Source organism: Iodobacter arcticus (genome assembly GCF_042664895.1).
GTDB classification, from domain to species: domain Bacteria; phylum Pseudomonadota; class Gammaproteobacteria; order Burkholderiales; family Chitinibacteraceae; genus Iodobacter; species Iodobacter arcticus.
Window position 1 is genome coordinate 1 of record NZ_JBHTBQ010000015.1, and the last position, 21,060, is coordinate 21,060.

Genomic DNA, 21,060 nt, shown 5'->3' on the forward strand with positions numbered 1-21,060 from the left:
ACTTCTTCTATTGAACTGAACGCGTTGCAGAGCAAGATGTGCAACGAGTTAACCCGTTAAAGTCTGGCGACCATAGCGAGGTGGTCCCACTCCTTCCCATACCGAACAGGACAGTGAAACACCTTAGCGCCGATGATAGTGCAGATTACCTGTGTGAAAGTAGGTCATTGCCAGACACCCCCTTACTGAGCGAATCAAAGATTCGCACGTTAAAGTAGTAAAGATGCAGTAAACAGAACCCCCGTACTCGAAAGAGGCGGGGGTTTTGCTTTGCGCGGAAGAAATGCACGTGTCAGTGCAACTACAAAATCAAGCTTCTGTGGTTTGCTGTCGGGTTACGCGATAAAGCGTTGCTAACCCGACCTACGTTGCGATATTACGAGTTGGGTGCTGTCAGTAAAAAATACTCGAGTGGATGTTTGCTTGTAAGCCTAGATCGATGGCTGTCCATGTTAGAATTCAGACTATCTGTCTGCCACTGGCTCTGAGGATTTGGAATGTCTGGAAACACGCTGGGTTTATTGTTTACGGTAACTTCATTTGGTGAAAGCCATGGGGCAGGGATAGGTTGCGTGGTGGATGGCTGTCCTCCTGGGATGGATCTGAGTGTTGAAGATATTCAGGCTGAGTTAGATCGGCGTAAACCAGGCACCTCACGCCATGTCACGCAGCGTAAAGAGCCGGATACGGTAGAGATTTTGTCTGGCATTTATGAAGGCAAAACCACCGGCACGCCAATTGCGCTGCTGATTCGCAATCAAGATCAGCGTAGCCAAGATTACGGCAAGATTGTTGAAACATTTCGTCCGGGGCATGCTGATTACACCTATTGGCATAAATATGGCATTCGCGATCCGCGTGGTGGTGGGCGTTCGTCCGCGCGTGAAACGGCGGTGCGTGTAGCGGCTGGAGCGATTGCTAAAAAATGGTTGCGTGAGAAATACGGAATTGAAATTCGTGGCTATATGAGCCAGCTAGGTGAAATTGCGATTCCATTTAAGAGCTGGGATGAAGTGAGCGGAAATGCATTTTTTGCGCCTAACGCTGAAATCGTGCCGCAACTTGAAGATTATATGGATGCGATTCGTAAAGAGCGCGATTCGGTTGGCGCGCAAATTACCGTGGTGGCAGAAAATGTACCAGTTGGCTTGGGCGAGCCTGTGTATGATCGCTTAGATGCAGAAATTGCTTACGCTATGATGAATATTAATGCGGTGAAAGGCGTTGAGATTGGCGCTGGCTTTGAAAGCATTGCGCAAAAAGGCTCGGTGCATTGTGATGAGCTGACTCCAACAGGCTTTGCAAGTAATCACGCTGGCGGTATTTTGGGTGGGATTTCTACCGGGCAGGATATTGTGGTGAATTTAGCGGTCAAACCCACTTCCAGTATCGCGCAAGAGCGCCATTCGATTGATAAAGAAGGCAATCCCGTGCTGATGGCTACCACCGGCCGTCATGATCCTTGTGTAGGGATTCGGGCCACGCCGATTGCTGAAGCGATGCTGGCTTTAGTATTGATTGATCACGCTCTGCGCCATCGTGCCCAGTGCGGTGACGTTAAAGTAGATACACCGCGTATTCCAGGGAAAAGGATTTAATCATGCTTAAGCTGATGGTACTTGCGGCTTTATTTTTAACGGGCTGCGCTGCGCCACAATTTGCAGCAACGGTAAGCGTAAGGCATAACCTGGCAAGCAGCCCTGCGGCTCAGCGTTTCGCGTTTGAGCGCAATGCATCTCAAGTACAAAGCCTGGCTCAGCGTGATTTTGAAGAAGATGTAAGCGCCGAGCTGATGCGTAAAGGCTATGTGTACGAGCCTAATATGAGCGCAGCAGACTGGCTGGTGCGATTGCAGTATCAAGTGGATGGCGGCAAAACAATCACAACGCAGGAGCCTATCTGGGGGACGGTGGGCTTTAGCACCTACTACCGCCGGGTTTCTACTGCAAATGGGGTTGTGCTCGTGCCTTATACACGAACAGAGAATGGCATTGTAGGTAGCCGCCCTGTGAGTGATACGGTTTATAACCGCCAGCTCAGCTTAGATATTCTGGATAGAAAAGATTTGGCGGCAGGGCGTTTTGCTAAGTTATTTGAAGGCAAAGCGGTTAATCGCAGCTCTGATGATGCGATTGAGCCGGCCGTGCCTTGGCTGATTCGCGCCATTTTTGAGCAGTTCCCCGGCATTTCTGGCTCTACGCGGGAAGTGAAAATTATCTTGCCTGAGCAATGATGATGGCTGAGGGCTGGCTCTTCTTTATTGAAAAGATAAATAGCGATGCCTTCAGTGTCGTTTTACGCTAATTATTTAAACGGAAAACCCCGTGACCCCTGAGCAATATTGTGAAGATAAAGCCGCCAAAAGCGGCTCCAGTTTTTATTACAGTTTTCGTTTTTTGCCTTTAGAGCAAAGAAAAGCGATTACTGCCTTATATGCATTCTGTCGTGAAGTCGATGATGTGGTCGATGAATGCCATGAAGAAAGTGTGGCAAGAACTAAATTAGCTTGGTGGCGTAGCGAAATTGATCAACTATTTGCGGGCTCGCCTCAGCATCCGGTCACTCAAGCTTTATTGCCAGCGCTTAAAAAATATGATTTACAACGCGAGTTATTTATAGAGATCATCGACGGAATGGAGATGGATCTAGATATGGCTCGTTATAATAGTTTTAAAGATCTGCAATTGTATTGCTATCGGGTGGCGTCTGTTGTTGGGCAAATGGCTGCACAGATTTTTGGCTTTACTGATCGCGGCACCCTTAAATACGCGCATGATTTGGGTTTGGCGTTTCAATTAACCAATATTATTCGTGATGTGGGTGAGGATGCCCGCCGTGGCCGGATTTATTTACCAGTGACTGAATTACAGCAATTTAATGTACCTGCCGCAGATATTCTGGCCTGTCGTGAAACAGCAGAATTCAGAGCGCTTATGGATTTTCAAATTGAGCGTGCAGAGCAATATTATGCGCAAGCCATTGCTGCATTGCCTGCTGTAGATAAAAAACAACAACGTACAGGCTTGGTGATGGCGGCGATTTATCGGGCGACATTAAAAGAAATTAAAAAAGATGGCGTAGGCAAAGTGTTAAATCAACGGATTTCTTTAACCCCTATTCGTAAATTATGGCTAGCGTGGAAAACGTGGTGGCTGTGCTAAATAACTATTCGGTTGCTGTACTGGGTGGTGGCTATGCCGGAATCACTGCTGCTGCGGAGTTAGCTGCCGCTGGCGTTAAAGTCAGCGTATTTGAGGCGGGTAAAGTCTTGGGTGGCCGTGCTAGGAAGGTCTGGCTGGAAGGCAAGTCGCTCGATAATGGGCAGCATCTTGTGATTGGGGCCTATACCGAGCTGCTTTGCATGATGGCCAAGGTGGGCGTAGATAGCAAAGCGGTCTTTTTGCGCCGCCCAATGGAGCTGGTGGTGGAGCCGGGTTTCAGACTGGCTTGTCCTTCTGTTCCTGCTCCATTGCACTTGGCTTTGGGGCTGCTGTTTGCTCAGGGCTTATCCTGGTCTGAGCGATTTGCCTTGGTTCGCACGGTTCGTGCTGCGCAAGCTGCCAAATGGAAACTGGCACAGGATGTAACGGTCAGTTGCTGGCTTAAGGATCAGCGCCAGCCGGATGGCTTAATTAGCCGTTTTTGGCAGCCGCTGACGGTGGCTGCATTAAACACCCCGCTTGAATGTGCATCCGCTCAGGTGTTGCTGAATGTGTTGCGAGATAGCTTAGGGGGCGTGCGAGCTGCATCTGATCTGCTGCTGCCCCGTCTTGATTTCTCAGCCTTGTACCCAGATACAGCTGCTCAGTTTATTGAGCAAAAAGGGGGGCAGATTTACCGCTCCAGACGTATCAGGCGTGTTGAAAAAACTCAGCAAGGCTGGCAGCTGAATGGCGAGCCTGAAGTTTTTGATGCGGTGATCTGTGCTTTGCCACCGCATGGCTTGTCTGCTTTGCACGTGTCCGAGCCCGATGTATTGCCAGTGCAGTTGAATAGCTGGACTTATCAGCCGATTGTAACGGTGTATTTGCAATATGATCCCGCAGTGAAGCTGGCTAAACCTATGCTGGGCCTGAGTGATTCTTTAGCGCAATGGGTGTTTGATCGTGGGTTTACCCATCAAACGGATGGCTTGATGGCTGTGGTGATTTCTGCTGAGGGGCAGCATCAGGCTTTCACTCAGGACGAGCTGGCAGAGGCGGTTGTGCTGGAGCTTCATCAGCGCTTGGGTTTGCCGATGGATATCAGCTGGCAACGTGTGATTACTGAAAAGCGAGCCACTTTTGCCTGTATACCCGGCCTTGAGCGCCCTGCGAATCAAACGAGTGAAGTCGGGTTTTGGCTGGCAGGGGATTACACCGCAGGCTTGGCGGGAAAGGGGGATTATCCGGCGACCTTGGAGGGAGCAGTCAGAAGTGGCATGGCGGCTGCGCAAGGTGTGTTGGAAGAGCTGGATCAATAAATCGGATCAATAAGTTCAGATAAAAGGAATAAAAAATGAACGAAGTAATCGGTGATTGGAAAAACTATCAAGCGCCCGCTGGCGCGTTTCGTAGCCGCGTGATTTTAGTCACGGGTGCGGGGCAAGGAATCGGCGAAGCGGCTGCGATGGCCTTGGCCGAGCATGGTGCAACGGTGATTTTGCTGGGCCGTAATGAGAAAAAACTCGCCAAAGTATATGACGCAATTGAAGCAGCGGGCTATCCGCAGCCGGCGGCGATTCCTTTTGATTTAGCAAAATCCGGCGAGGCAGAAATTGCCCAGATGGCGGTGCTGATTCAAAAAGAATTTGGCCGCTTAGATGGTATTTTGCATTGTGCTAATGGCTTCACTCATTTATCGCCACTCGCCAATCAAAAAATGGACGAATGGGTGGACATGTTCAAAGTGAACGTTGCCGCGCCCTTTGTGCTTAACCGTGCCTTATTTCCACTTTTAAAAGAAGCGCCAGACGCCAGTATCTTGCTCTTAGGCGAGCACCACGCTTTTGCGCCCAATGCCTATTGGGGCGGCTATAGCGTGACAAAAGTAGGGCAGAAAAATTTAGTTGAGATTGCCGCGGCTGAGTGGGAAAACATGGAGCATTTGCGGATTAATCTCTTGGTGCCAGGCCCAATTCAATCGCCATTCCGCCTAAAAACGCATCCAGGTGAAACGCGTGAAAGCCTGCCGCCAACCAGCGCCATTGTGCCGGCCATTTTGTACTGGATGGGCGACGCAAGCCGTGGGCAGAGTGGTCTAACGCTAACAGCTGACATTGCTGTAAATAAAATTGAAGCTGAGGGGAACTTGTCGGTTGAGGGCTAATCCTAGCTAGAGTGCTAATGAGTGTTAGTGCTTGCTTCGTCCCCTTATGGCCCCACCGCTGGTGGGGCTTTTTTTATGTATTTTATTTAGAGAGAAGCGCCTCCATCTTGTTACAATCCTGTCTTTGCTTTTTGGCCTACGTTTATGACACTTGATGCAGTTTTTGCCGACGACGGCCCCTTTGCCGATGCGTTTCCTGGCTATAAATTGCGCGTGCAGCAATTAGAAATGGCGCAAGCCGTTGAAGCTGCCATCAAGAACCAAGGCCAGCTGATTGCCGAGGCGGGCACGGGCACGGGTAAAACCTTTGCTTATCTTGTGCCTGCCCTCTTATCTGGCGGCAAAGTGATTGTTTCGACGGGGACTAAAACGCTGCAAGACCAGCTGTTTCAGCGTGACATTCCGACGGTAAGGCAAATATTACAAGTGCCGGTGACGGTGGCACTGCTTAAGGGCCGCTCAAATTATGTTTGCCATTATCATTTGGCACGCACCGAGCAAGAAGGGCGCTTTATGCGCAAAGAAGACGTCGCCGATTTGGTGAAAGTGCAGCGATACGCTAAAACAACGATTTCAGGGGATAAAGCCGCCTGCCCCGGTGTGCCAGAAAATGCACCGATCTGGGGGCAAGTCACCTCGACTCGGGATAATTGTCTGGGGCAAGACTGCCCAAGTCACCAAGATTGCTTTGTGCTAAAAGCGCGTAAAGATGCGCAGGATGCCGATGTGGTGGTGGTAAACCATCATTTGTTTTTTGCCGATGTCTGGCTGAGAGATGAAGGTGCGGGGGAGCTATTGCCCGCCTGTAATACCGTTATTTTTGACGAGGCGCATCAGCTGCCCGAAGTGGCAAGCTTGTTCTTTGGTGAAACACTCACCTCGGGCCAGCTGATCGATTTGGCGCATGATTCGCGAGCCGAAGCGCTGGTTGCGGCTAAAGATTTTATTATGTTGCCTGCTGCTGCCGAAGCGCTGGAAAAAGCCGTGAAAGACTTGCGGCTGGTATTTAAATCGGATGCCACGCGCTTTCCGCTACACCAGCTAGAGCAGCAGAATCCTGAGTTTATCCCCGCACTGGATCTGGTCGCCGAAAAGCTAGCTACGCTGTGCGATTTACTCGGCAAGCAGTCTGAACGCGCCGAAGGCTTAGAGAATTGCCAAGTTCGCGCGCTGGAATGCGTGGATATTTTGAAGCGCTGGAAAGCAGGCGACGATGAAGAAAGCGTGCATTGGGTTGATGTTTTATCGCATGGGCTGATCTTGCACGCTACACCGCTCAATATCGCCCAGCTGTTTCAAAAGCAATTGAAATCACACCCGCGTGCATGGGTGTTCGCCTCGGCCACCTTGGCCGTGAACGGGCATTTCAACCATTTTAAGCATGAACTAGGCTTGTGGGATGCGGTTGAAGCCACTTGGGAAAGCCCCTTCGATTACAAGCAGCAGGCCGCGCTGTATGTACCGCAAGATATGCCCGAACCGAATGCGCCAGACTTTACCAAGCAAGTGATAGAAAAAGCGTGGCCGCTGCTGCAAACCACGCAAGGCCATGCATTTTTGCTGTTTACTAGCTTGCGCGCGATGCGTGAAGCGCATGAATTGGTGCAGGAAAAGCTTAAAGCTGATGGGCTGGAATGGCCGGTGTTTCTGCAAGGCCAAGGCTCGCGCACCGAGCTATTAGATAAGTTTCGCCAGGCACCGAATGCCATCCTCGTTGCGAGTCAAACCTTCTGGGAAGGGATTGATGTGAAAGGCGAGCAGCTATCTTTGGTGGTGATCGATAAGCTGCCCTTTAGCCCGCCGGATGATCCGGTATTGTCGGCGCGTATCGAGCAGATTAATAAATCGGGCCGCAGCGCGTTTATTGATTACCAAGTGCCGCATGCTGCGATTACCTTAAAGCAGGGCGCGGGGCGTTTGATTCGGGATGAAACCGATATCGGTATTTTGATGATCGCCGATAAGCGCTTGGTAGAAAAACAATACGGCAAAATGATCTGGAAAAGCCTGCCCCCAATGTTTAGATCAAGAGAGCTTGCCACGGTGCAGCGCTTTTTTGAGGTGAAACGGCAGAAGCAGCAGGAAGCAAATGCGGTGCCGGATCAAGCCGTCACCGAGTAAGGTGGGCAATGTATCCACTATACGCATCACGCTAAGTTATCGTAGGGCGGGTGAAACCCGCCAAACTTTGGCGTTAAATACAACAAAAACCGCGGGTTTCACCCGCCCTACACAAGATTACTGAAGGTAAATCGCCAGCATGGCTGTAAAGAAAAAACCACAAAACCAATCTACATTTGGGCGCACGCTTGGGCGCGTATTTTTACTGCTCATCATCTTAGTCGGCGCATTAGCGATCTGGCTTTATCAATACGCCAGCACACCTCTGGAGCATAGGGTGCAAGATTTTGTAGTGGAATCAGGTGGCGTTAAGAAAGTGGCTGATCAGCTGGTCAAGCAGGGCGTGGTTGATCAGGCCTTGCCTTTTTTATTGCTGGCACGCGTAACGGGTAAAGATAAATTATTGAAGGCAGGTAGCTACACCATCAGCTCGCCGCTTAGCCCTTGGCAGTTATTAGAAAAGCTAAGCAATGGCGACACCACCACGCTGACGTTTACTTTGATTGAGGGCTGGAGATGGACTGATTTTCGCAAAGCTTTAAATAGCAATCCTCATTTACGTCACGATAGCGCCTTGATGTCGGATGCAGAGCTATTGGCTGAGCTGGGTATCAGTGCACTGAGCCCGGAAGGTTTATTTTTCCCGGATACTTACCATGTAGATAAGGGCAGCTCTGATTTAAAGCTACTGGCACGAGCCAATCAGCGGATGCAAAGCAAGCTGGATAAAGCATGGGCAGGGCGTTCGCAAAATGTGCAATTAAAAACGCCGTATGAGGCGCTGATTTTGGCTTCTTTAGTTGAAAAAGAAACCGGCCGCGCAGCTGATCGCCCCTTGATTTCAGGGGTGTTTGCAAATCGCTTACGGATTGGTATGCGCTTACAAACAGATCCTGCGGTGATGTATGGGGTGGGAGAATCACTGGATGGGCGCTTGCGTAAAATCGATTTGCTCACCGATACGCCGTACAACACCTATACCCGCAGCGGCTTACCCCCTACGCCGATTGCGATGGTGGGTGATGCGGCACTAAAAGCGGCGCTCCATCCTGCCTCGACCACGGCTTTATATTTTGTGGCAAAGGGGGATGGCAGCTCGGTATTTTCAAACAATCTGGACGAGCACAATAGCGCTGTGCGCCAGTATATCTTACAAAAATAAAATATTTGTGTGTATTGCACACGTACAGTGCGTGCCCAACTCAGTATGAAGTAGATGAATAAGAAGTAAGGATAAGCTTTCTTATTGATGCAAGGTTCTTACTTTTCTCCTTGTCTAGTCTTATGCTGGTGATGGCTTGATTTTTGCAGCGCAGCATCTAAAACGGTTACATATTGTTTTGGAGCGCTGCAATGTTGGTTTCAACTCGTCTTATTTGCTGGGGTATTTGCTCTGCATGGCTGGCCAGCAGCCATGCAGGCAACTTTGATTTTAGCGCCACCATGAATGGCCAAGTGGGCCAAGGCAGCTTTGATACCGCTGAAGAAGCTGCGAATACCTATTATGAAGATAAATTAAAAACTATTTTTCCGACCTATAGCGGTATTGAAGCGATTAATAGCGTGCTTAATTTTCGCGGCATGCCGATTCAATTGGCGTTTCCCCTGCAGGGATCGACCCGGCTTACTTTTCAAATTCCCATCTTAGAAATCAATGAATCATTTACGGGAGCAACCCGCAATGACAGCCGTGATTTATTAAAAGAGTATTTAAAAAACCGCACCGATTTATTAGAAAAAATGGCGCGTCATTTGGTTGCGGTTTCTCCGGTAGATCCTATTGCAGGTAATCCAAATAGTTTAATGTCACGGGCGGTGTCTAATGATGCGAAAGTGCTGTGGCTAGGGGCAAGAAGCAATACCTCTACTGTTGCTACAAGCCGTGATGGCAGCCATCGTTTTGGAATCGGTGCTAATTATAAGCATATGAAAAGCGATGCCGTGGGCGGCGCTAAAGAGATGGAGAGTGATAGTTATAATTTTCCGCTTTCCTATTCATATCAATTTCCTGAAGCCAATCACGAGCTGATTGTTGATGTGCCGCTTGGCTACACCTCTAGCGATGGTGCGAAGGGCTACGATGGTAGTTTGGGGGTGTTTTATCGACGGCCTATTTTTGAAAATTGGGTGGTCAGTATTACAGGAGCCGGCCGGGGAACGTATTCCAGAGATCTGGCAGGTGCTGCGGCAATGGGCTCGGGCGCAATTGCATCGAGCTATGTATGGCGCGGCGATGTTTATTCAATCACTTTAGGCAATATGCTGGGCTACTACAAAGCGCTGCGTTTAACTGTGGATGGTAAATCTTTTGATCCGGGCATTGCGAATACGGTGTTTCATAATGGTTTACTTTATGCACGGGAAAGCCCTTGGAAAATGGGGGCTGATCCTTTGACATGGGAAGCGTATATCGTTGATAGCCGTTATTCTGGTACCAATTTATTTAATAATTATCAAACCGAAGTGGGCTTTACGCTGGGCACACTGCGCGCTGCGCATTCTAAAGATGCAGATTTAAGATTTGGTTTTAGTTTTACTAAAGGTGAAAATGCCCAAGGCTGGCAAGCCAATTTTGGCGCTTGGTTTTAGCGGGAGCTGAGATTATTAAATAGATTATTAAATGTTTTGAATGAGGATAAAAAAAGGCCTCCCGTGGGGGAGGCCTTTCAAATATCAGCTAGCTAGGAGGCTAGGAAATATAAAGCTTAGAACTTACCAACCAAGCCCAGTGCGAACTGGTTCATGCCGTTGCTCTTGTCCAGACCAAAGCCTGAAGCGGAGGTGAAGTTAGCATTGGTTTGGTTGTGAACTTTGGTGAATGAAGCAACAGCTTGTACATATTTGTGAAGCGTGTAGCCAACAGCAATACTTGCTTGCTGACCACCAGTGCCAACCAGTGTTGTACCATCTACATCACTTGCTTTAGCGTACTGAACTTGTACTTCCAGAGCATCTTTCTTGTAGCCGCCGATCAGACCAAATACATTTTGGTATTGATCAAAGTTGCCTTTAGCAAGGCCGCTTAAGCTAGATGATGTGCGTTCAAATACTGCACCTGCGCTGAAGTCCATATAGTTCACTTGACCACCTAATTGGTAAGCCTCAAGTTTTTGTGAACCAGTCAGGTTTTTAGCACTTGCACCGCTGCTACCGTCCAGTTTCCAAGCGGCATTGCTAACTGATGTGTAGCCAAAGCCAACATTAAACATGCTGTGCTTATAAGCAATACCAAAAGCTGTTTGGCCCATTAGGTCAGTTGCCGCTGTGTTGCTTGGAACACCAGCCGAGCCTGAAGAGATTGAGTTGGTTGAGTCTTTACCAAAGTTGTAGCTTAAGTTACCGCTGAAACCTGACCAATCTGGTGTTTCGTAAGCAACCATATCACCTTGACGACCGCCAAGACGGTTCAGGATTTGCTTGGAACCATAAGTTGCAGAAGCATCGTTCAGATTGCCGTACAGCGTAGGAACGATTTGCTTAAGAGATAGCTTGTAAGCATTGTCGTAACGACCAAAGCGTAAAGTACCTACTTGCTTGCCACCAACGCCTACGAATGTGTTGCGGCTACCAATTTCAGCTTTGTCATCGGTGTTATCACCGTTGTTGCCAAGGTAGAAGCGGCTTTCAACTTGAGCAAGAGCGAAGAAATCATTGCCCAGATCGTATTTTGCTTTGAAACCTAGCTTAGATGTTTGATCCATCAGGCGGGTTTGGCTATCTTTTGTGCTAACTAGCGGCTTGCCAGTGTTGTTTTCTACAGAAATCACTTCAACAGCGGTTGCAGCTGCGCCGTAGATGCTGAATGGTCCGAGCTCTACATCTGCGAAAGCGGCTGGAGCAACAAAAGCAGCGCTGATAGCAAGGGCGATAATTTTCTTCATGTGTTTATAACTCCAAAAAGACGTATGGTAGAAATTACAAAATTATTTGTAATTTCCGCAAGCTAGACAGTTCACGGCAACTTCTAAAAAAGACGCCATTTATAGTTATTGTGGAGATCGGTGTTGATGGCTTTATTTAATTTGTAAGCAAATTTAAAAAACCTTCTCTTGCCTTATCCATGCTCAAAGAAAGCAGTCAGTGCGTTGATGCAACATAACTGCTTTCGAACCATGCGAAGTTTAGGGGAGTTTTATTAAAAATATATGACAAAAATATAAGTTTAAGCCCGTATAAAATCTTTGTAAGCAGGGCCAAATGTAGCATCTATGCAGCTTCCAGGAGATTCTGCCCGCATAAAGGTTTCGCCAACCAGAAAGTTGTTGACGTGATTTTGTTGCATTAGAGCAACATCATCAGGGGTGACAATCCCGCTTTCTGTGATCACGATACGATCGCTATTGATCAGTGGAAGCAGCTTTAGGGTGTTTTGTAGCGAAACTTCAAAGCTGCGCAAATCACGGTTGTTAATTCCTAGTAAGGGAGTTTTGAGGTGTAGTGCAAGCTCTAGCTCAGCCTCGTTATGTACTTCTACCAGTACTGCCATACCTAAGCCTTCTGCAATTGATTCAAAGTCTTGCAACTGACTTAAGCTAAGCTCGGCAGCAATCAGCAAAATACAATCCGCGCTCCATGCACGTGCTTCAAACAGCTGATACTCGTCCACCATAAAATCTTTACGCAGCACGGGTAGATCGCAAGCCGATCTGGCCGCTTTTAGGTAATCCAAATGGCCTTGAAAGTAAGACACATCGGTGAGCACCGAAAGGCAGGCTGCACCATGTGCTGCGTAATCCTGTGCATGGGCTGCAGGCTGAAAATCAGCGCGAATCACGCCTTTGGATGGACTGGCTTTTTTGATTTCCGCAATAATGCCCGGATGGCCGACTGCATTTTTGCTGCGCAAAGCCGCAACAAAATCACGTAAATCAGTGTTGGCTTCGGCCTGGCTGCGAATTTCACTTAATGGGATTAACTTGCTGGCTGCGGCCACTTCTTCGTACTTAGTGGCCCAGATTTTTTTTAAGATGTCGGACATAGTTGGCTCTTTGGATGTGGGCGTTGCGATGGCGGGGGGCACCCCAATTCTATCAACTTAGCTAGATGGCACAGCGCTGCCGCGCAATAATTGAATCATCGTAGGGCGAGGGCGGGCGAAACCCGCGTATTTTTCAGCATGGCTCGTGGGTTGCACCTGCCCTACATTGTATTTTGCTGTTTAAATGCTTTGCGTAAATTGAACCAAGGCATCGAGCTTGGAGCGGGCGCTGCCGTTCGCCAGCATTTGGCCTGCTTGCTCAACCCCTGCCGCCAGTGTTTCTGCCTTGCCTGCGGCATAAATGGCTGCACCGGCGTTAAGCTGCACAATATCGCGGCAGGGGCTTGGCTGATTCGCGAGGACTTGCTCAATGATGTGCTTGGATTGCTGCGCATCGTCTGCGTGCAGCGTTTTAATGTCGGCCAGTTCAAAACCAAAATCGCGCGGATTGATTTCAAACTCGTTAATCTGGCCGTTTTTAAGTTCGGCAACAAGGGTAGGGCCTGAGATGGAAATTTCATCCATCCCATCTTTGCCATGCACAATCAGCACATGCTTACTGCCTAATTGCTTGAGTACCCGCGCTTGAATCCCGACCAGATCAGGGTGAAAAACACCCATCAGCTGATGATCTGCACCAGCAGGGTTAGTCAGTGGCCCTAGAATATTGAAGATGGTGCGCACCCCCAGCTCCCGGCGGATCGGGGCAACGTATTTCATTGCGCTGTGATGATTAGGGGCAAACATAAAGCCAAGGCCAATTTCATCAATAGAGCGGCCCACCTGTTCGGCGCTCAGATTTAGATTAATGCCAAAAGCTTCTAAAACATCGGCCGAGCCTGAGCTGGATGAGACGGATCTTCCGCCGTGTTTGGCGACTTTGGCGCCGGCCGCCGCCACCACAAACGCAGCACAAGTCGAGATATTAAACGTGTGCGCGCCATCGCCGCCTGTACCGCAGGTATCAATTAAATGGCTGCGATCTTGCACCGCCACCCGCGTTGATAATTCACGCATCACGGTTGCTGAAGCGGCGATTTCTGAAACGCTTTCAACTTTAGTGCGTAAGCCAATAAGCAGGGCAGCGGTTTGCACCGGTGTCATTTCCCCGGTCATGATTTGCCGCATCAGATACAGCATTTCATCGTAAAACAACTCGTTATTATCGATCAGGCGATTGAGTGCAGCTTGTACGGTAATCATGAATGCTCCTTGGCTGGGGGAGGTTGGGTTGGCTTTTAGGGCCGTTGGCTGGGGCTATTGCACATAAAAGCGTGATAGTTCTTCGGCACGGGCACGATCTAAATCAATACGGCAAGCTTGTTCGGCAATGCCTGCACCGCTGCCACCTGCAAAGCTTTTGCCTATCCATGCACAGTGCGCCTGGCGGTAGCTGCGATAGGCCTTGCTTGCCCGCTCAAATGCAGGCAGCGCTTCGTGACGGGTGGTAGCGCGATCTAAATTCTTCATCATGGCTCGCGCAGCGGTTTCTGCGTTTAAGCGATCTTGCTCTGCTTGAGGAGCGAGTTTGGCCAAGCAAGTTTTAATCAGTACCTGATTGGCAGCGTCGCATTCAGTTTGAGCAGGAGGCGATGGCTCTGCTTGTGCATGGGCAACAATTAAGGCGCAAGCGAGGGTAAAGATAAAGCGCATGATTTATCCTTTTGCTACTAAAAGCAGCAGATTGGCAGGCAGAGCACTTGGCAGATTCGGCAAGCATAGAGCTGCCCTGAACGGATGGGCAGCTGCATCATATATTTTGTTTATTGTGTTTTTAGGGCAATCGCTGTGCGGGCAGCTGTGAATTACGCCCATTCTTTAAGGAAGTGATCCAGCATGGCGTGGCCGTGCTCGGTAAGGATGGATTCAGGGTGAAACTGCACCCCTTCAATAGGCAGCGTTTTATGCCGCACGCCCATGATTTCGCCGTCTGGCGTCCATGCTGTGACTTCTAGGCAATCGGGTAGACTGGCGCGCTCGATGGCGAGCGAATGGTAGCGCGTCACGGTAAAAGGCGAAGGCAGGCCGGTAAAAACGCCCATATTTTTGTGCTCAATTGCAGACACTTTGCCGTGCATTAGCGTTTGGGCGTGCACCACTTTGCCACCAAATGCCTGCCCGATGGCCTGATGCCCAAGACAGACACCTAAAATAGGCAGCTTGCCAGCAAAGTGATGGATAGCCGCCAGCGAGATGCCTGCTTCAGAAGGAGAACAAGGCCCCGGTGACACCACTAGATACTTAGGTTTGAGTGCTTCGATTTCTTCAATAGTGATTTCATCATTACGATGCACCACCACTTCTTGGCCTAATTCGCCAAAATACTGAACAATGTTATAAGTAAAAGAATCGTAATTATCTAACATAAGCAGCATGATTTGTCTAAGTCCTTGATTTTATAGGGTTGGATGTGGGTGCTGCTTATCTGTGATCCGGTATCTTATCCGGTTATTTTTTGTCGTTAGCGCTTAGACCGCTATAAACGCCCTTATCCTGTAAATTATCGCAGTACCGGCGCAGGGCGTCTAGCGCATAGGAAAATAGACTTATTTTATTGAGCCAGTATTACGCTGGGCCATTAACGGTACCAGAATAAAAAAATGAAACTTAAGTGAGCTTAAAAATGGGGGAATTACCGCCACTCATGTTGGTAAGCATAAAATATGCAGGGTTTATATGGGGCGTTGTTGAGATGGATGTCTCGCGCTACTTAGGCAAGGCTGAAAAAATCAATGTGACTTTACCTAGCCTATTAATTTATCGTATTGATGCCCGCACAAAAAACCGCAGTGGCTGGCTGGCAGAAGCCGCGATTGAGAAAATCGCCCGAGAAAATCGCGCCTAATTAAGTTTAAATTTTTTACGAAAGTTGAGGCTTTAAAATATGATGATTTTGTTTGGTGCTGTACGAAAACAGCTTGTAGTTAAAACACTATTTGCGCTTTCTACTTTGCTGGTATTGGGATGCTCTGCACATGCGGCAGTAAAACCAGAAATATTTTCATGCCCAAGGCTAACAAATGAATCGGGGCATTTAGAAAGAGCATCAGGAATCGATCTCTTCAGCGGCCCGCCTTCTGAGCTTGCGCAGTTAAAACCTGACAATGCAGAGACGGCCAATCGAGGCCCGCTATTTTGGACGATGGGGCCGTCTCAGCATGATTACTGGTATGTGTGTATTTATAAGCGTAGCAATACAAAACAGGAATTTAAGCTTCCTAAAGTTTACGAGCGCTGTACAAACATCAGCTCAGGAAAGGGCTTTGACCGGCTGAAATGCAAATAGGCTTTTGATTGAAGCATAAAAAATGGCGACTATTTGGTCTAATGCCGTTCACTTAAGCGGTTTTGTTTGAGTTCCCCCTTTTGTAAAGGGGGGCTAGGGGGGATTTGCAGTTGATGTTGGGCTTAAAATAAGCAAAAAACTCAAGGCAAATCCCCCTCAATCCCCCTTTTTCTAAGGGGGAAGCAAAACCAATACCTTAAGTGAACGGCATTAGACCATTTGGTCGCCGTTTTTTTGTCCGCCTACTTCACGGGCTTTTGTTCAAAGCTTAAGTATTGGCGCTGGATACTGAGCAATAGAGCTATCTGCCGTAATGAGCGTGATTCCCTCAACCGTTGCTTGAGCAATGAGGATGCGATCAAACGGATCTTTATGAATGGCGGGCAAGTTATCTACAGAAACGGCATGCTCGCTGTAAATGGGCAATTCTTGATAGCCATTATCAAGCAGGCCACGGCGTAAAACGCGCGCGTTTACTCTAAAATCTTCTCTGCCTAATTCATTTTTGATTGTAATTTCCCATAACGACGCGGCACTAAAGAAAAGCTGGTTTTTTTCATCACTCAATAGAGCGCGTGCGCTCTCAGGTAGTTTCTCAGGAGCGCTTGCCGCCCATAGCAGGATATGCGTATCCAACAAATACTTCACTCGTCCGCTCCTCCGAATAAAAGCTCAATTTCTCTTGCTGCCATCGTGTCGAAGTCATCCGGCACCAAAAACTGCCCAGACATAAAACCGAGCCTTTGCATCGTTGGCGGCGCATCAAGGGGCATGACTTTTACTATGGGCTTTCCAGCTTTCGCAATAATAAAGCCCCCACTTATTTTGGCTTGATCGACGAGCTTGGATAAGTTGGTCTTCGCTTCGTGCATATTAACCGTTAACATAAGCACCCCCTCAATTTTAAACTAAGTTAAGTTAGTCTAGTTTAATGGCTAGCGAAGTACAAGTGAACAAATTCTTACCTGCCACCTCACTGACTTTTCATTGACGGCATATTGGCTCTTATCAACCAAGCCACTATCAGACCAGCCCAGCGACACGCTAACGGAGGCACTGATCTCTTCAATGGCCCGCCTTCTGAGCTTGTGTAGTTAAAACCTGACAATGCAGAGATTGCCAATCGAGGGGCGTTATTTTGGACGATGGGGCCGTCTCAGCATGATTACTGCTATGCGAAGTAACGGGGTCAGGTCTTACATTTTGCACCTGATGAAATTTACAGTGGTTTGCAAAGCAGGTTAAATTGATTGCGCCATGTCAAATGTAAGACCTGACTCTATTGGTTTTATGCTTTTTGAATATGCGCTTAGTAAGGTATTTAAATAATTATTTAAAATTTAAAGATGCTGTATATGTATTCTGTAACTTAAGCGTGTCACTGAACTAATAGAGTGCGTTTTTTAAGTTTAATCAATTTGAATAAGTAATTATATTTTGAGGAACATTAAATGGGTCTTAAAGCAATAATAAGAGAGGGTGATCCTACCTCACATGGTGGTACAGTTATTGAAGGTTTTGCAAGTATTAATATTTATGGGAAACCTGCTGCAGGTGTCGGACATAAAGGCGTTTGCCCAAAGTGTAAGTGCCAATTTTTTATTGTTGCAGGAGTAGTGGGCGTTTCATATTTAGGAAAAAATGTTGCGGTTGAGGGGATGTTAACGTCGTGTGGTGCGACGCTTATTGCAACTCAAAAGTATGCAATGATTGAGGCCCCAAGCGGAGCTGCTTTACCCGTTTCTAAGAGCAAAGCGCCTGCTGTTATTGCGGCTGCTTTATCAAGTTTGGTAAGCCCTATTGTAAAAGAAAAAGAAATTAAGCGTATTTATTGGAGCTATGGGGAGGACGAAACCCCTCTTGCTGATGTATCTAGATTTTATTCAGATATAAATGTGCATGTGGAAACTTTAAATTACCAAGCGGGGGAGTCTGTAGAGGTCATTATTAGTGGTGGAGATGAACATGAGCTTGCAGAAGGTGTTGCTCAAATTACATTGACCGCTATTGTGCAAGCCGATGGGAAGGCCAAAATAATGAATGCTTTAAAAGATCATTCGGTAGAAATTTATGCTTCAGCTTAAGGATTGAAAATGGGACAAATACAAGCAACAGCAGGTAATCAAAGTGCAAGGATTAAAGTTAATAGACCTAAATTTAATGATGTTTGGTCAAAGTATCCCGTGCATATGGATGCTCCAAATGTTTATAAATTAGTAGGTGGTAATGCCTATGAACTCTTTAAAGTAAATCCTGCTGATTATGCAAATGCGTGTGCTCTTCGTTTAAGCCGGTCATTCAATTATGGCGGAGTAACTATAACGAAAGGGGGGCCAGGTTATAAAGTAAAAGGTGGTGATGATAAAAATTATTTGTTACGCGTAAAAGATATGATTTCTTTTGTGAAGGCTAATTTTGGTAGTTCTGATGTTTCGGTAAAAGCGAATGGAAAAGACGTATCAGAAAATTTTAAAGGGAAGAATGGAATTCTTATATTTACGGTATCAGGTTGGGGCAATGCATCGGGGCATGTAACTCTTTGGAATGGCTCGGATTGTGGTGATCATTGCTATTTTACGCATCCAGGCAGACCTGATGTACAAACAATTGATGTGTTTTTTTGGGAGTTGAAATGATTAAGAGGCTGATAGTTATCATCTTATTTATTTACCCAGCAATGGCTATTTCAGCCACTAAAGTGACAGAGACGCGCAGCATTCTTAAGAAATGGGGACTTGCGTATTGTCTGAGCTCAAATGAGCAATTGAAAAAAGAGGCTGGGCTTGCTAGGGGAGGATACTTCCAACTTGGCAGCCATGATGATGAAGCCGCTTATGTAAAGGTGCGAGGGTATTTTGATGCGTATCTGAAAAAGAGTAGGCTTGTTGGTCAACAATCAGGGGAAGAGCTTACCGTCATGAAATGTTTGGATGCTTATGAAAGGCCGGACTATGACCGCCTCATTAAAGAGCAAGATCGTTATATAAGTCAGTAGTCCGCAATAAGCCCGCAATTGCGGGCTTTTTTTGAGCCTGCATGTTGAGAAGAATCTGCCTCAGCCCCCAGCGCGCGCCCTCGTGACCCCGCCACGCCTGCCCACTTAACCCACTATTTTTTATGCAGCTGCATGGGGTTGGCTCAAGCCGCGCCAAATATGGCCCTAAATGGTAAAGAATGCCCCTATAAAAGCTTGCATAATTTGCGGACTTATTGCCGATTGTTGCATCGTGCGCAATACCCACTATCAGGTGGGGCTGCGTACTGAAACTTGGTAGTAAAACCTCAAAAATTGGAGCTTAATTTGTAAGTCCCATATTTTTTCATTATTCATCGAAAGGCAGGGTGCTCTCGTTTTGCTTCGTAGAGTGCTTGCTGTGGGGAAGCATCTGGTGCTATCAGCAGCAAGCATTTCACCCTCTTTAGTGATTCCTCGTCGTAAAAATGTGGATTTACTACATAGTCGTCTTCGAGGACCGTCTCTATCTCTGGTGGAAAAGTGTAGTTCCAAGATAGGTTAACGTAATCTATTCTCAAATCGGTTGTTGTCTTCATTTCAAATTTAAGACCTGAACCTGCAAGTTAGTTGGCCCGTCCCAGTGAGCGAAGTGAACGGTTTGAACCAGTTTTTAGATGGCTATTACGCCGAATCATTTGTTTTCGCAAGTGCATAATCTTGTTTTTTGTCATTCCACTCAAATTTAGCACTCGTTATTGCAGACGACTCTTCACTGAATACGCTAAATAATTTTAAAAGATCGTCGATTTTAATCTCGTATGCCCATTTATGCCGTTGGTAATCAGAGAAAACGAGCATAGATACAAAGGCTGTACCTTCAGTAATTGTTTGCATCCAGTAGTAATGAATTAGTTGGTTGCACACATCAAGTGCGGAGAGGGTATGTGGCTCAGGATTCTCCATGTCGAATCGATCTTCGGGCCAGCCCACTCCTGTGACGGTAAATGGTCGATTGCCGATTTTTTTGTAACGTAGTACCGGCAGGCAAGTTCCGAGAGCCTGATCATTTACTTTTGACCGCTCTAGCAGCGAACGAACTTGAAAAGCAACGATCATTAGTTTTCGTTCGAAGAGAACATGCTGCTTTTCAGACCACCGTCTATACTTACGTCTCTTGCGGAGCCAGATGAGATCACTTCTAAGTTCTGCGCGCCAGTAACGGGATTCGAGCATCTTTACGCCTAATGATCAGGTAAAGTAACTGGGGTCAGAGTAAACTTAAATACTGCTATGTTTCATGTCCTCAGAGCCGAAGCAAGCAGTATTTAAGTTTACTCTGACCCCAGTTATTCACCCCAGTTATTCTTGAGTGGCTAAGCATAGCGTGATGTTGCACGTAACCGCCCGAACTTACTTGACGGGGTGCAACATTGATATCATTGCTTGAACACCTTCAATTGGGTAGGGGGCGTAGTTTAAAAAAACGGCTTTCACTCTGAAATTCTTTGCTTTAGCTATTGCCCCAGCAGTAGTTTCTTCTTCTATTGGCGCCGAGGGAGCGATGAATTTTTGCCATTCCTGCCATACCTCCGGTGAGGCGGTCGACTCACTCCTGAACTCAATCGCTTTATGATCAGTTATCGCGGTGTAATTGCCACTCTCGTCTTGCTCCTGGATTTCATAAAGCATGATTGGTTGCACCTTGAGGCTTCTAGTTTGAATCCATTTGGGAGGTATCTGGGGAGAGAAGGTTCTGAGCACCTCATGTGCAACTTGTCTTGCAATTACTCTGGCGGGATTGGAATCAAAGGTGTGTGAGTTCAGATTGACTTGAGTGATGCCAATTGCGCCCCGGTAGGATATCGATGCGTATCCAGAATCTAGCTCGCCATCTGTGTGCGCATCCTCTTTATCGCGCATGGTTTCAATGATGTACTGTCTTGAAAACTCGTTTCCTTTTCCATCGCGAAGAATTGGGTCTCCCCACCACTTATCAAATGGCGTCAATTTTGGCGACGGGAGATTGTCTTGTGGGAATCCGTCGAGCAAAGGAGCAAGTCCACTTGCTCCTGTAACATGAAAGCCAAGGATAAATAATGGCCCATGAAGATTTGTCTGCTCCATTGCTCCATGGAGAGCGGTGTCAACCATCGACGCTGGTTTTACACCAAGGTGAGTGGATAAGGAAACAAAGTTTTTGCTTGGCTCTCCGCTCTTCCTTTTCCGATCGCCTATTATCTTTACAATAGAACCTGCTAGCCTAGTGGCTTCAGCATAGTCACCTTGGTCGTATGCCTCGGCTGAACGAGAAAGCATTCGTAGTCGATCATTTAAGTGTTCTGCAAATTGATCTTCACTGAGTTGCATGGTTTCTCCGCAATAAGCCTAACGTTGAAATTAACGGGCGGGCGT

Annotated in this window: 22 protein-coding genes and 1 rRNA gene; 14 read left to right on the top strand and 9 right to left on the bottom strand. The window is 47.4% G+C overall.

The genetic code is table 11. The features are described from left to right. The first annotated feature begins 62 nt into the window (after positions 1 to 62). The 9 genes from rrf to ACFQNF_RS09985 all read left to right on the top strand — a co-directional run bounded on the left by rrf (position 63) and on the right by ACFQNF_RS09985 (position 10,017). Positions 63 to 176, top strand: a 5S ribosomal RNA gene (gene rrf / locus ACFQNF_RS09945). A 321-nt stretch (positions 177 to 497) separates the two neighbouring features. Beyond that, on the top strand, positions 498 to 1,598 hold the full coding sequence (gene aroC / locus ACFQNF_RS09950) for a chorismate synthase (RefSeq protein ID WP_380187842.1): 1,101 nt from the start codon (positions 498 to 500) through the stop codon (positions 1,596 to 1,598). Positions 1,599 to 1,600: 2 nt separating this feature from the next. Beyond that, positions 1,601 to 2,233 carry a DUF4136 domain-containing protein gene (locus tag ACFQNF_RS09955; protein WP_380187843.1) on the top strand — a complete coding sequence of 211 codons (633 nt, stop codon included), beginning with the start codon at positions 1,601 to 1,603 and terminating at the stop codon, positions 2,231 to 2,233. Between the two features lie 91 nt (positions 2,234 to 2,324). Then, complete coding sequence (gene hpnD, locus ACFQNF_RS09960; RefSeq protein ID WP_380187844.1) at positions 2,325 to 3,161, top strand: presqualene diphosphate synthase HpnD; 837 nt, start codon at positions 2,325 to 2,327, stop codon at positions 3,159 to 3,161. Continuing rightward, entirely contained in the window at positions 3,149 to 4,462 is a 1,314-nt protein-coding gene (hpnE, locus tag ACFQNF_RS09965; protein WP_380187845.1) for a hydroxysqualene dehydroxylase HpnE, read from the top strand. Before hpnD ends, hpnE begins: the two co-directional genes overlap by 13 nt. Positions 4,463 to 4,497: 35 nt before the next feature. Continuing rightward, complete coding sequence (locus tag ACFQNF_RS09970; protein WP_380187846.1) at positions 4,498 to 5,307, top strand: SDR family NAD(P)-dependent oxidoreductase; 810 nt, start codon at positions 4,498 to 4,500, stop codon at positions 5,305 to 5,307. A 144-nt stretch (positions 5,308 to 5,451) separates the two neighbouring features. Further along, complete coding sequence (locus ACFQNF_RS09975) at positions 5,452 to 7,428, top strand: ATP-dependent DNA helicase (protein WP_380187847.1); 1,977 nt, start codon at positions 5,452 to 5,454, stop codon at positions 7,426 to 7,428. Between the two features lie 139 nt (positions 7,429 to 7,567). Beyond that, complete coding sequence (gene mltG / locus ACFQNF_RS09980) at positions 7,568 to 8,590, top strand: endolytic transglycosylase MltG (RefSeq protein ID WP_380187848.1); 1,023 nt, start codon at positions 7,568 to 7,570, stop codon at positions 8,588 to 8,590. A gap of 191 nt (positions 8,591 to 8,781) precedes the next feature. Continuing rightward, the gene (locus ACFQNF_RS09985; protein ID WP_380187849.1) at positions 8,782 to 10,017 is read left to right on the top strand and encodes a hypothetical protein; all 1,236 of its coding nucleotides are present in this window, start codon (positions 8,782 to 8,784) and stop codon (positions 10,015 to 10,017) included. 116 nt (positions 10,018 to 10,133) lie between these two features. Here the strand turns inward: ACFQNF_RS09985 and ACFQNF_RS09990 are convergent, their stop codons facing one another. The 5 genes from ACFQNF_RS09990 to ACFQNF_RS10010 form a co-directional block, all read right to left on the bottom strand. Then, positions 10,134 to 11,309, bottom strand: a complete 1,176-nt coding sequence (locus ACFQNF_RS09990) for a porin (RefSeq protein WP_380187850.1) — start codon at positions 11,307 to 11,309, stop codon at positions 10,134 to 10,136. A gap of 281 nt (positions 11,310 to 11,590) precedes the next feature. Beyond that, a complete protein-coding gene (gene trpC / locus ACFQNF_RS09995; RefSeq protein ID WP_380187851.1) occupies positions 11,591 to 12,406 on the bottom strand; it encodes an indole-3-glycerol phosphate synthase TrpC in 816 nt (271 codons plus the stop codon). Between the two features lie 180 nt (positions 12,407 to 12,586). Continuing rightward, positions 12,587 to 13,609 (bottom strand): anthranilate phosphoribosyltransferase, encoded by a 1,023-nt coding sequence (gene trpD, locus ACFQNF_RS10000; RefSeq protein ID WP_380187852.1) that lies wholly within the window; start codon positions 13,607 to 13,609, stop codon positions 12,587 to 12,589. Between the two features lie 54 nt (positions 13,610 to 13,663). Further along, complete coding sequence (locus ACFQNF_RS10005) at positions 13,664 to 14,059, bottom strand: lysozyme inhibitor LprI family protein (protein ID WP_380187853.1); 396 nt, start codon at positions 14,057 to 14,059, stop codon at positions 13,664 to 13,666. A 152-nt stretch (positions 14,060 to 14,211) separates the two neighbouring features. Next, positions 14,212 to 14,781: an aminodeoxychorismate/anthranilate synthase component II gene (locus ACFQNF_RS10010; protein ID WP_380187854.1), complete on the bottom strand. Its 570-nt coding sequence runs from the start codon at positions 14,779 to 14,781 to the stop codon at positions 14,212 to 14,214. Between the two features lie 236 nt (positions 14,782 to 15,017). Here ACFQNF_RS10010 and ACFQNF_RS10015 point away from each other — a divergent pair, with 236 nt between their 5' ends. Together ACFQNF_RS10015 and ACFQNF_RS10020 are read left to right on the top strand one after the other, a co-directional pair. After that, complete coding sequence (locus ACFQNF_RS10015; RefSeq protein ID WP_380187855.1) at positions 15,018 to 15,251, top strand: type II toxin-antitoxin system HicB family antitoxin; 234 nt, start codon at positions 15,018 to 15,020, stop codon at positions 15,249 to 15,251. A 39-nt stretch (positions 15,252 to 15,290) separates the two neighbouring features. Then, positions 15,291 to 15,692 (top strand): STY0301 family protein, encoded by a 402-nt coding sequence (locus ACFQNF_RS10020; RefSeq protein ID WP_380187856.1) that lies wholly within the window; start codon positions 15,291 to 15,293, stop codon positions 15,690 to 15,692. A 261-nt stretch (positions 15,693 to 15,953) separates the two neighbouring features. Here the strand turns inward: ACFQNF_RS10020 and ACFQNF_RS10025 are convergent, their stop codons facing one another. Together ACFQNF_RS10025 and ACFQNF_RS10030 are read right to left on the bottom strand one after the other, a co-directional pair. Then, positions 15,954 to 16,340 carry a type II toxin-antitoxin system VapC family toxin gene (locus tag ACFQNF_RS10025; protein WP_380187857.1) on the bottom strand — a complete coding sequence of 129 codons (387 nt, stop codon included), beginning with the start codon at positions 16,338 to 16,340 and terminating at the stop codon, positions 15,954 to 15,956. Next, on the bottom strand, positions 16,337 to 16,579 hold the full coding sequence (locus ACFQNF_RS10030; RefSeq protein WP_380187858.1) for a type II toxin-antitoxin system Phd/YefM family antitoxin: 243 nt from the start codon (positions 16,577 to 16,579) through the stop codon (positions 16,337 to 16,339). The genes ACFQNF_RS10025 and ACFQNF_RS10030 overlap by 4 nt, the downstream gene beginning before the upstream one ends. Positions 16,580 to 17,143: 564 nt before the next feature. Here ACFQNF_RS10030 and ACFQNF_RS10035 point away from each other — a divergent pair. The 3 genes from ACFQNF_RS10035 to ACFQNF_RS10045 are packed head-to-tail and all read left to right on the top strand — an operon-like array spanning position 17,144 to position 18,687. Beyond that, entirely contained in the window at positions 17,144 to 17,776 is a 633-nt protein-coding gene (locus ACFQNF_RS10035) for a PAAR domain-containing protein (RefSeq protein ID WP_380187859.1), read from the top strand. Positions 17,777 to 17,785: 9 nt separating this feature from the next. Then, the gene (locus ACFQNF_RS10040) at positions 17,786 to 18,328 is read left to right on the top strand and encodes a type VI secretion system amidase effector protein Tae4 (protein WP_380187860.1); all 543 of its coding nucleotides are present in this window, start codon (positions 17,786 to 17,788) and stop codon (positions 18,326 to 18,328) included. Next, entirely contained in the window at positions 18,325 to 18,687 is a 363-nt protein-coding gene (locus tag ACFQNF_RS10045; protein WP_046352090.1) for a hypothetical protein, read from the top strand. The genes ACFQNF_RS10040 and ACFQNF_RS10045 overlap by 4 nt, the downstream gene beginning before the upstream one ends. Positions 18,688 to 19,329: 642 nt before the next feature. Here ACFQNF_RS10045 and ACFQNF_RS10050 read toward each other — a convergent pair. Both ACFQNF_RS10050 and ACFQNF_RS10055 read right to left on the bottom strand, forming a co-directional pair. Then, positions 19,330 to 19,881, bottom strand: coding sequence for a hypothetical protein (locus ACFQNF_RS10050; protein ID WP_380187861.1), 552 nt, complete (start codon positions 19,879 to 19,881; stop codon positions 19,330 to 19,332). Positions 19,882 to 20,058: 177 nt separating this feature from the next. Beyond that, positions 20,059 to 21,015 (bottom strand): hypothetical protein, encoded by a 957-nt coding sequence (locus tag ACFQNF_RS10055; protein WP_380187862.1) that lies wholly within the window; start codon positions 21,013 to 21,015, stop codon positions 20,059 to 20,061. Positions 21,016 to 21,060 lie beyond the last annotated feature (45 nt).

Coding starts and splice junctions, on each gene's coding strand:
- ACFQNF_RS10050 (WP_380187861.1), bottom strand. CDS start 19,881: ATGCTCGAATCCCGTTACTGGCGCGCAGAACTTAGAAGTGATCTCATC.
- ACFQNF_RS10055 (WP_380187862.1), bottom strand. CDS start 21,015: ATGCAACTCAGTGAAGATCAATTTGCAGAACACTTAAATGATCGACTA.
- ACFQNF_RS09955 (WP_380187843.1), top strand. CDS start 1,601: ATGCTTAAGCTGATGGTACTTGCGGCTTTATTTTTAACGGGCTGCGCT.
- trpC (WP_380187851.1), bottom strand. CDS start 12,406: ATGTCCGACATCTTAAAAAAAATCTGGGCCACTAAGTACGAAGAAGTG.
- ACFQNF_RS10040 (WP_380187860.1), top strand. CDS start 17,786: ATGGGACAAATACAAGCAACAGCAGGTAATCAAAGTGCAAGGATTAAA.
- ACFQNF_RS09970 (WP_380187846.1), top strand. CDS start 4,498: ATGAACGAAGTAATCGGTGATTGGAAAAACTATCAAGCGCCCGCTGGC.
- aroC (WP_380187842.1), top strand. CDS start 498: ATGTCTGGAAACACGCTGGGTTTATTGTTTACGGTAACTTCATTTGGT.
- mltG (WP_380187848.1), top strand. CDS start 7,568: ATGGCTGTAAAGAAAAAACCACAAAACCAATCTACATTTGGGCGCACG.
- ACFQNF_RS09975 (WP_380187847.1), top strand. CDS start 5,452: ATGACACTTGATGCAGTTTTTGCCGACGACGGCCCCTTTGCCGATGCG.
- ACFQNF_RS10030 (WP_380187858.1), bottom strand. CDS start 16,579: ATGTTAACGGTTAATATGCACGAAGCGAAGACCAACTTATCCAAGCTC.
- ACFQNF_RS09985 (WP_380187849.1), top strand. CDS start 8,782: ATGTTGGTTTCAACTCGTCTTATTTGCTGGGGTATTTGCTCTGCATGG.
- ACFQNF_RS10035 (WP_380187859.1), top strand. CDS start 17,144: ATGGGTCTTAAAGCAATAATAAGAGAGGGTGATCCTACCTCACATGGT.
- ACFQNF_RS10010 (WP_380187854.1), bottom strand. CDS start 14,781: ATGCTGCTTATGTTAGATAATTACGATTCTTTTACTTATAACATTGTT.
- ACFQNF_RS09990 (WP_380187850.1), bottom strand. CDS start 11,309: ATGAAGAAAATTATCGCCCTTGCTATCAGCGCTGCTTTTGTTGCTCCA.
- trpD (WP_380187852.1), bottom strand. CDS start 13,609: ATGATTACCGTACAAGCTGCACTCAATCGCCTGATCGATAATAACGAG.
- ACFQNF_RS10045 (WP_046352090.1), top strand. CDS start 18,325: ATGATTAAGAGGCTGATAGTTATCATCTTATTTATTTACCCAGCAATG.
- ACFQNF_RS10020 (WP_380187856.1), top strand. CDS start 15,291: ATGATGATTTTGTTTGGTGCTGTACGAAAACAGCTTGTAGTTAAAACA.
- ACFQNF_RS10005 (WP_380187853.1), bottom strand. CDS start 14,059: ATGCGCTTTATCTTTACCCTCGCTTGCGCCTTAATTGTTGCCCATGCA.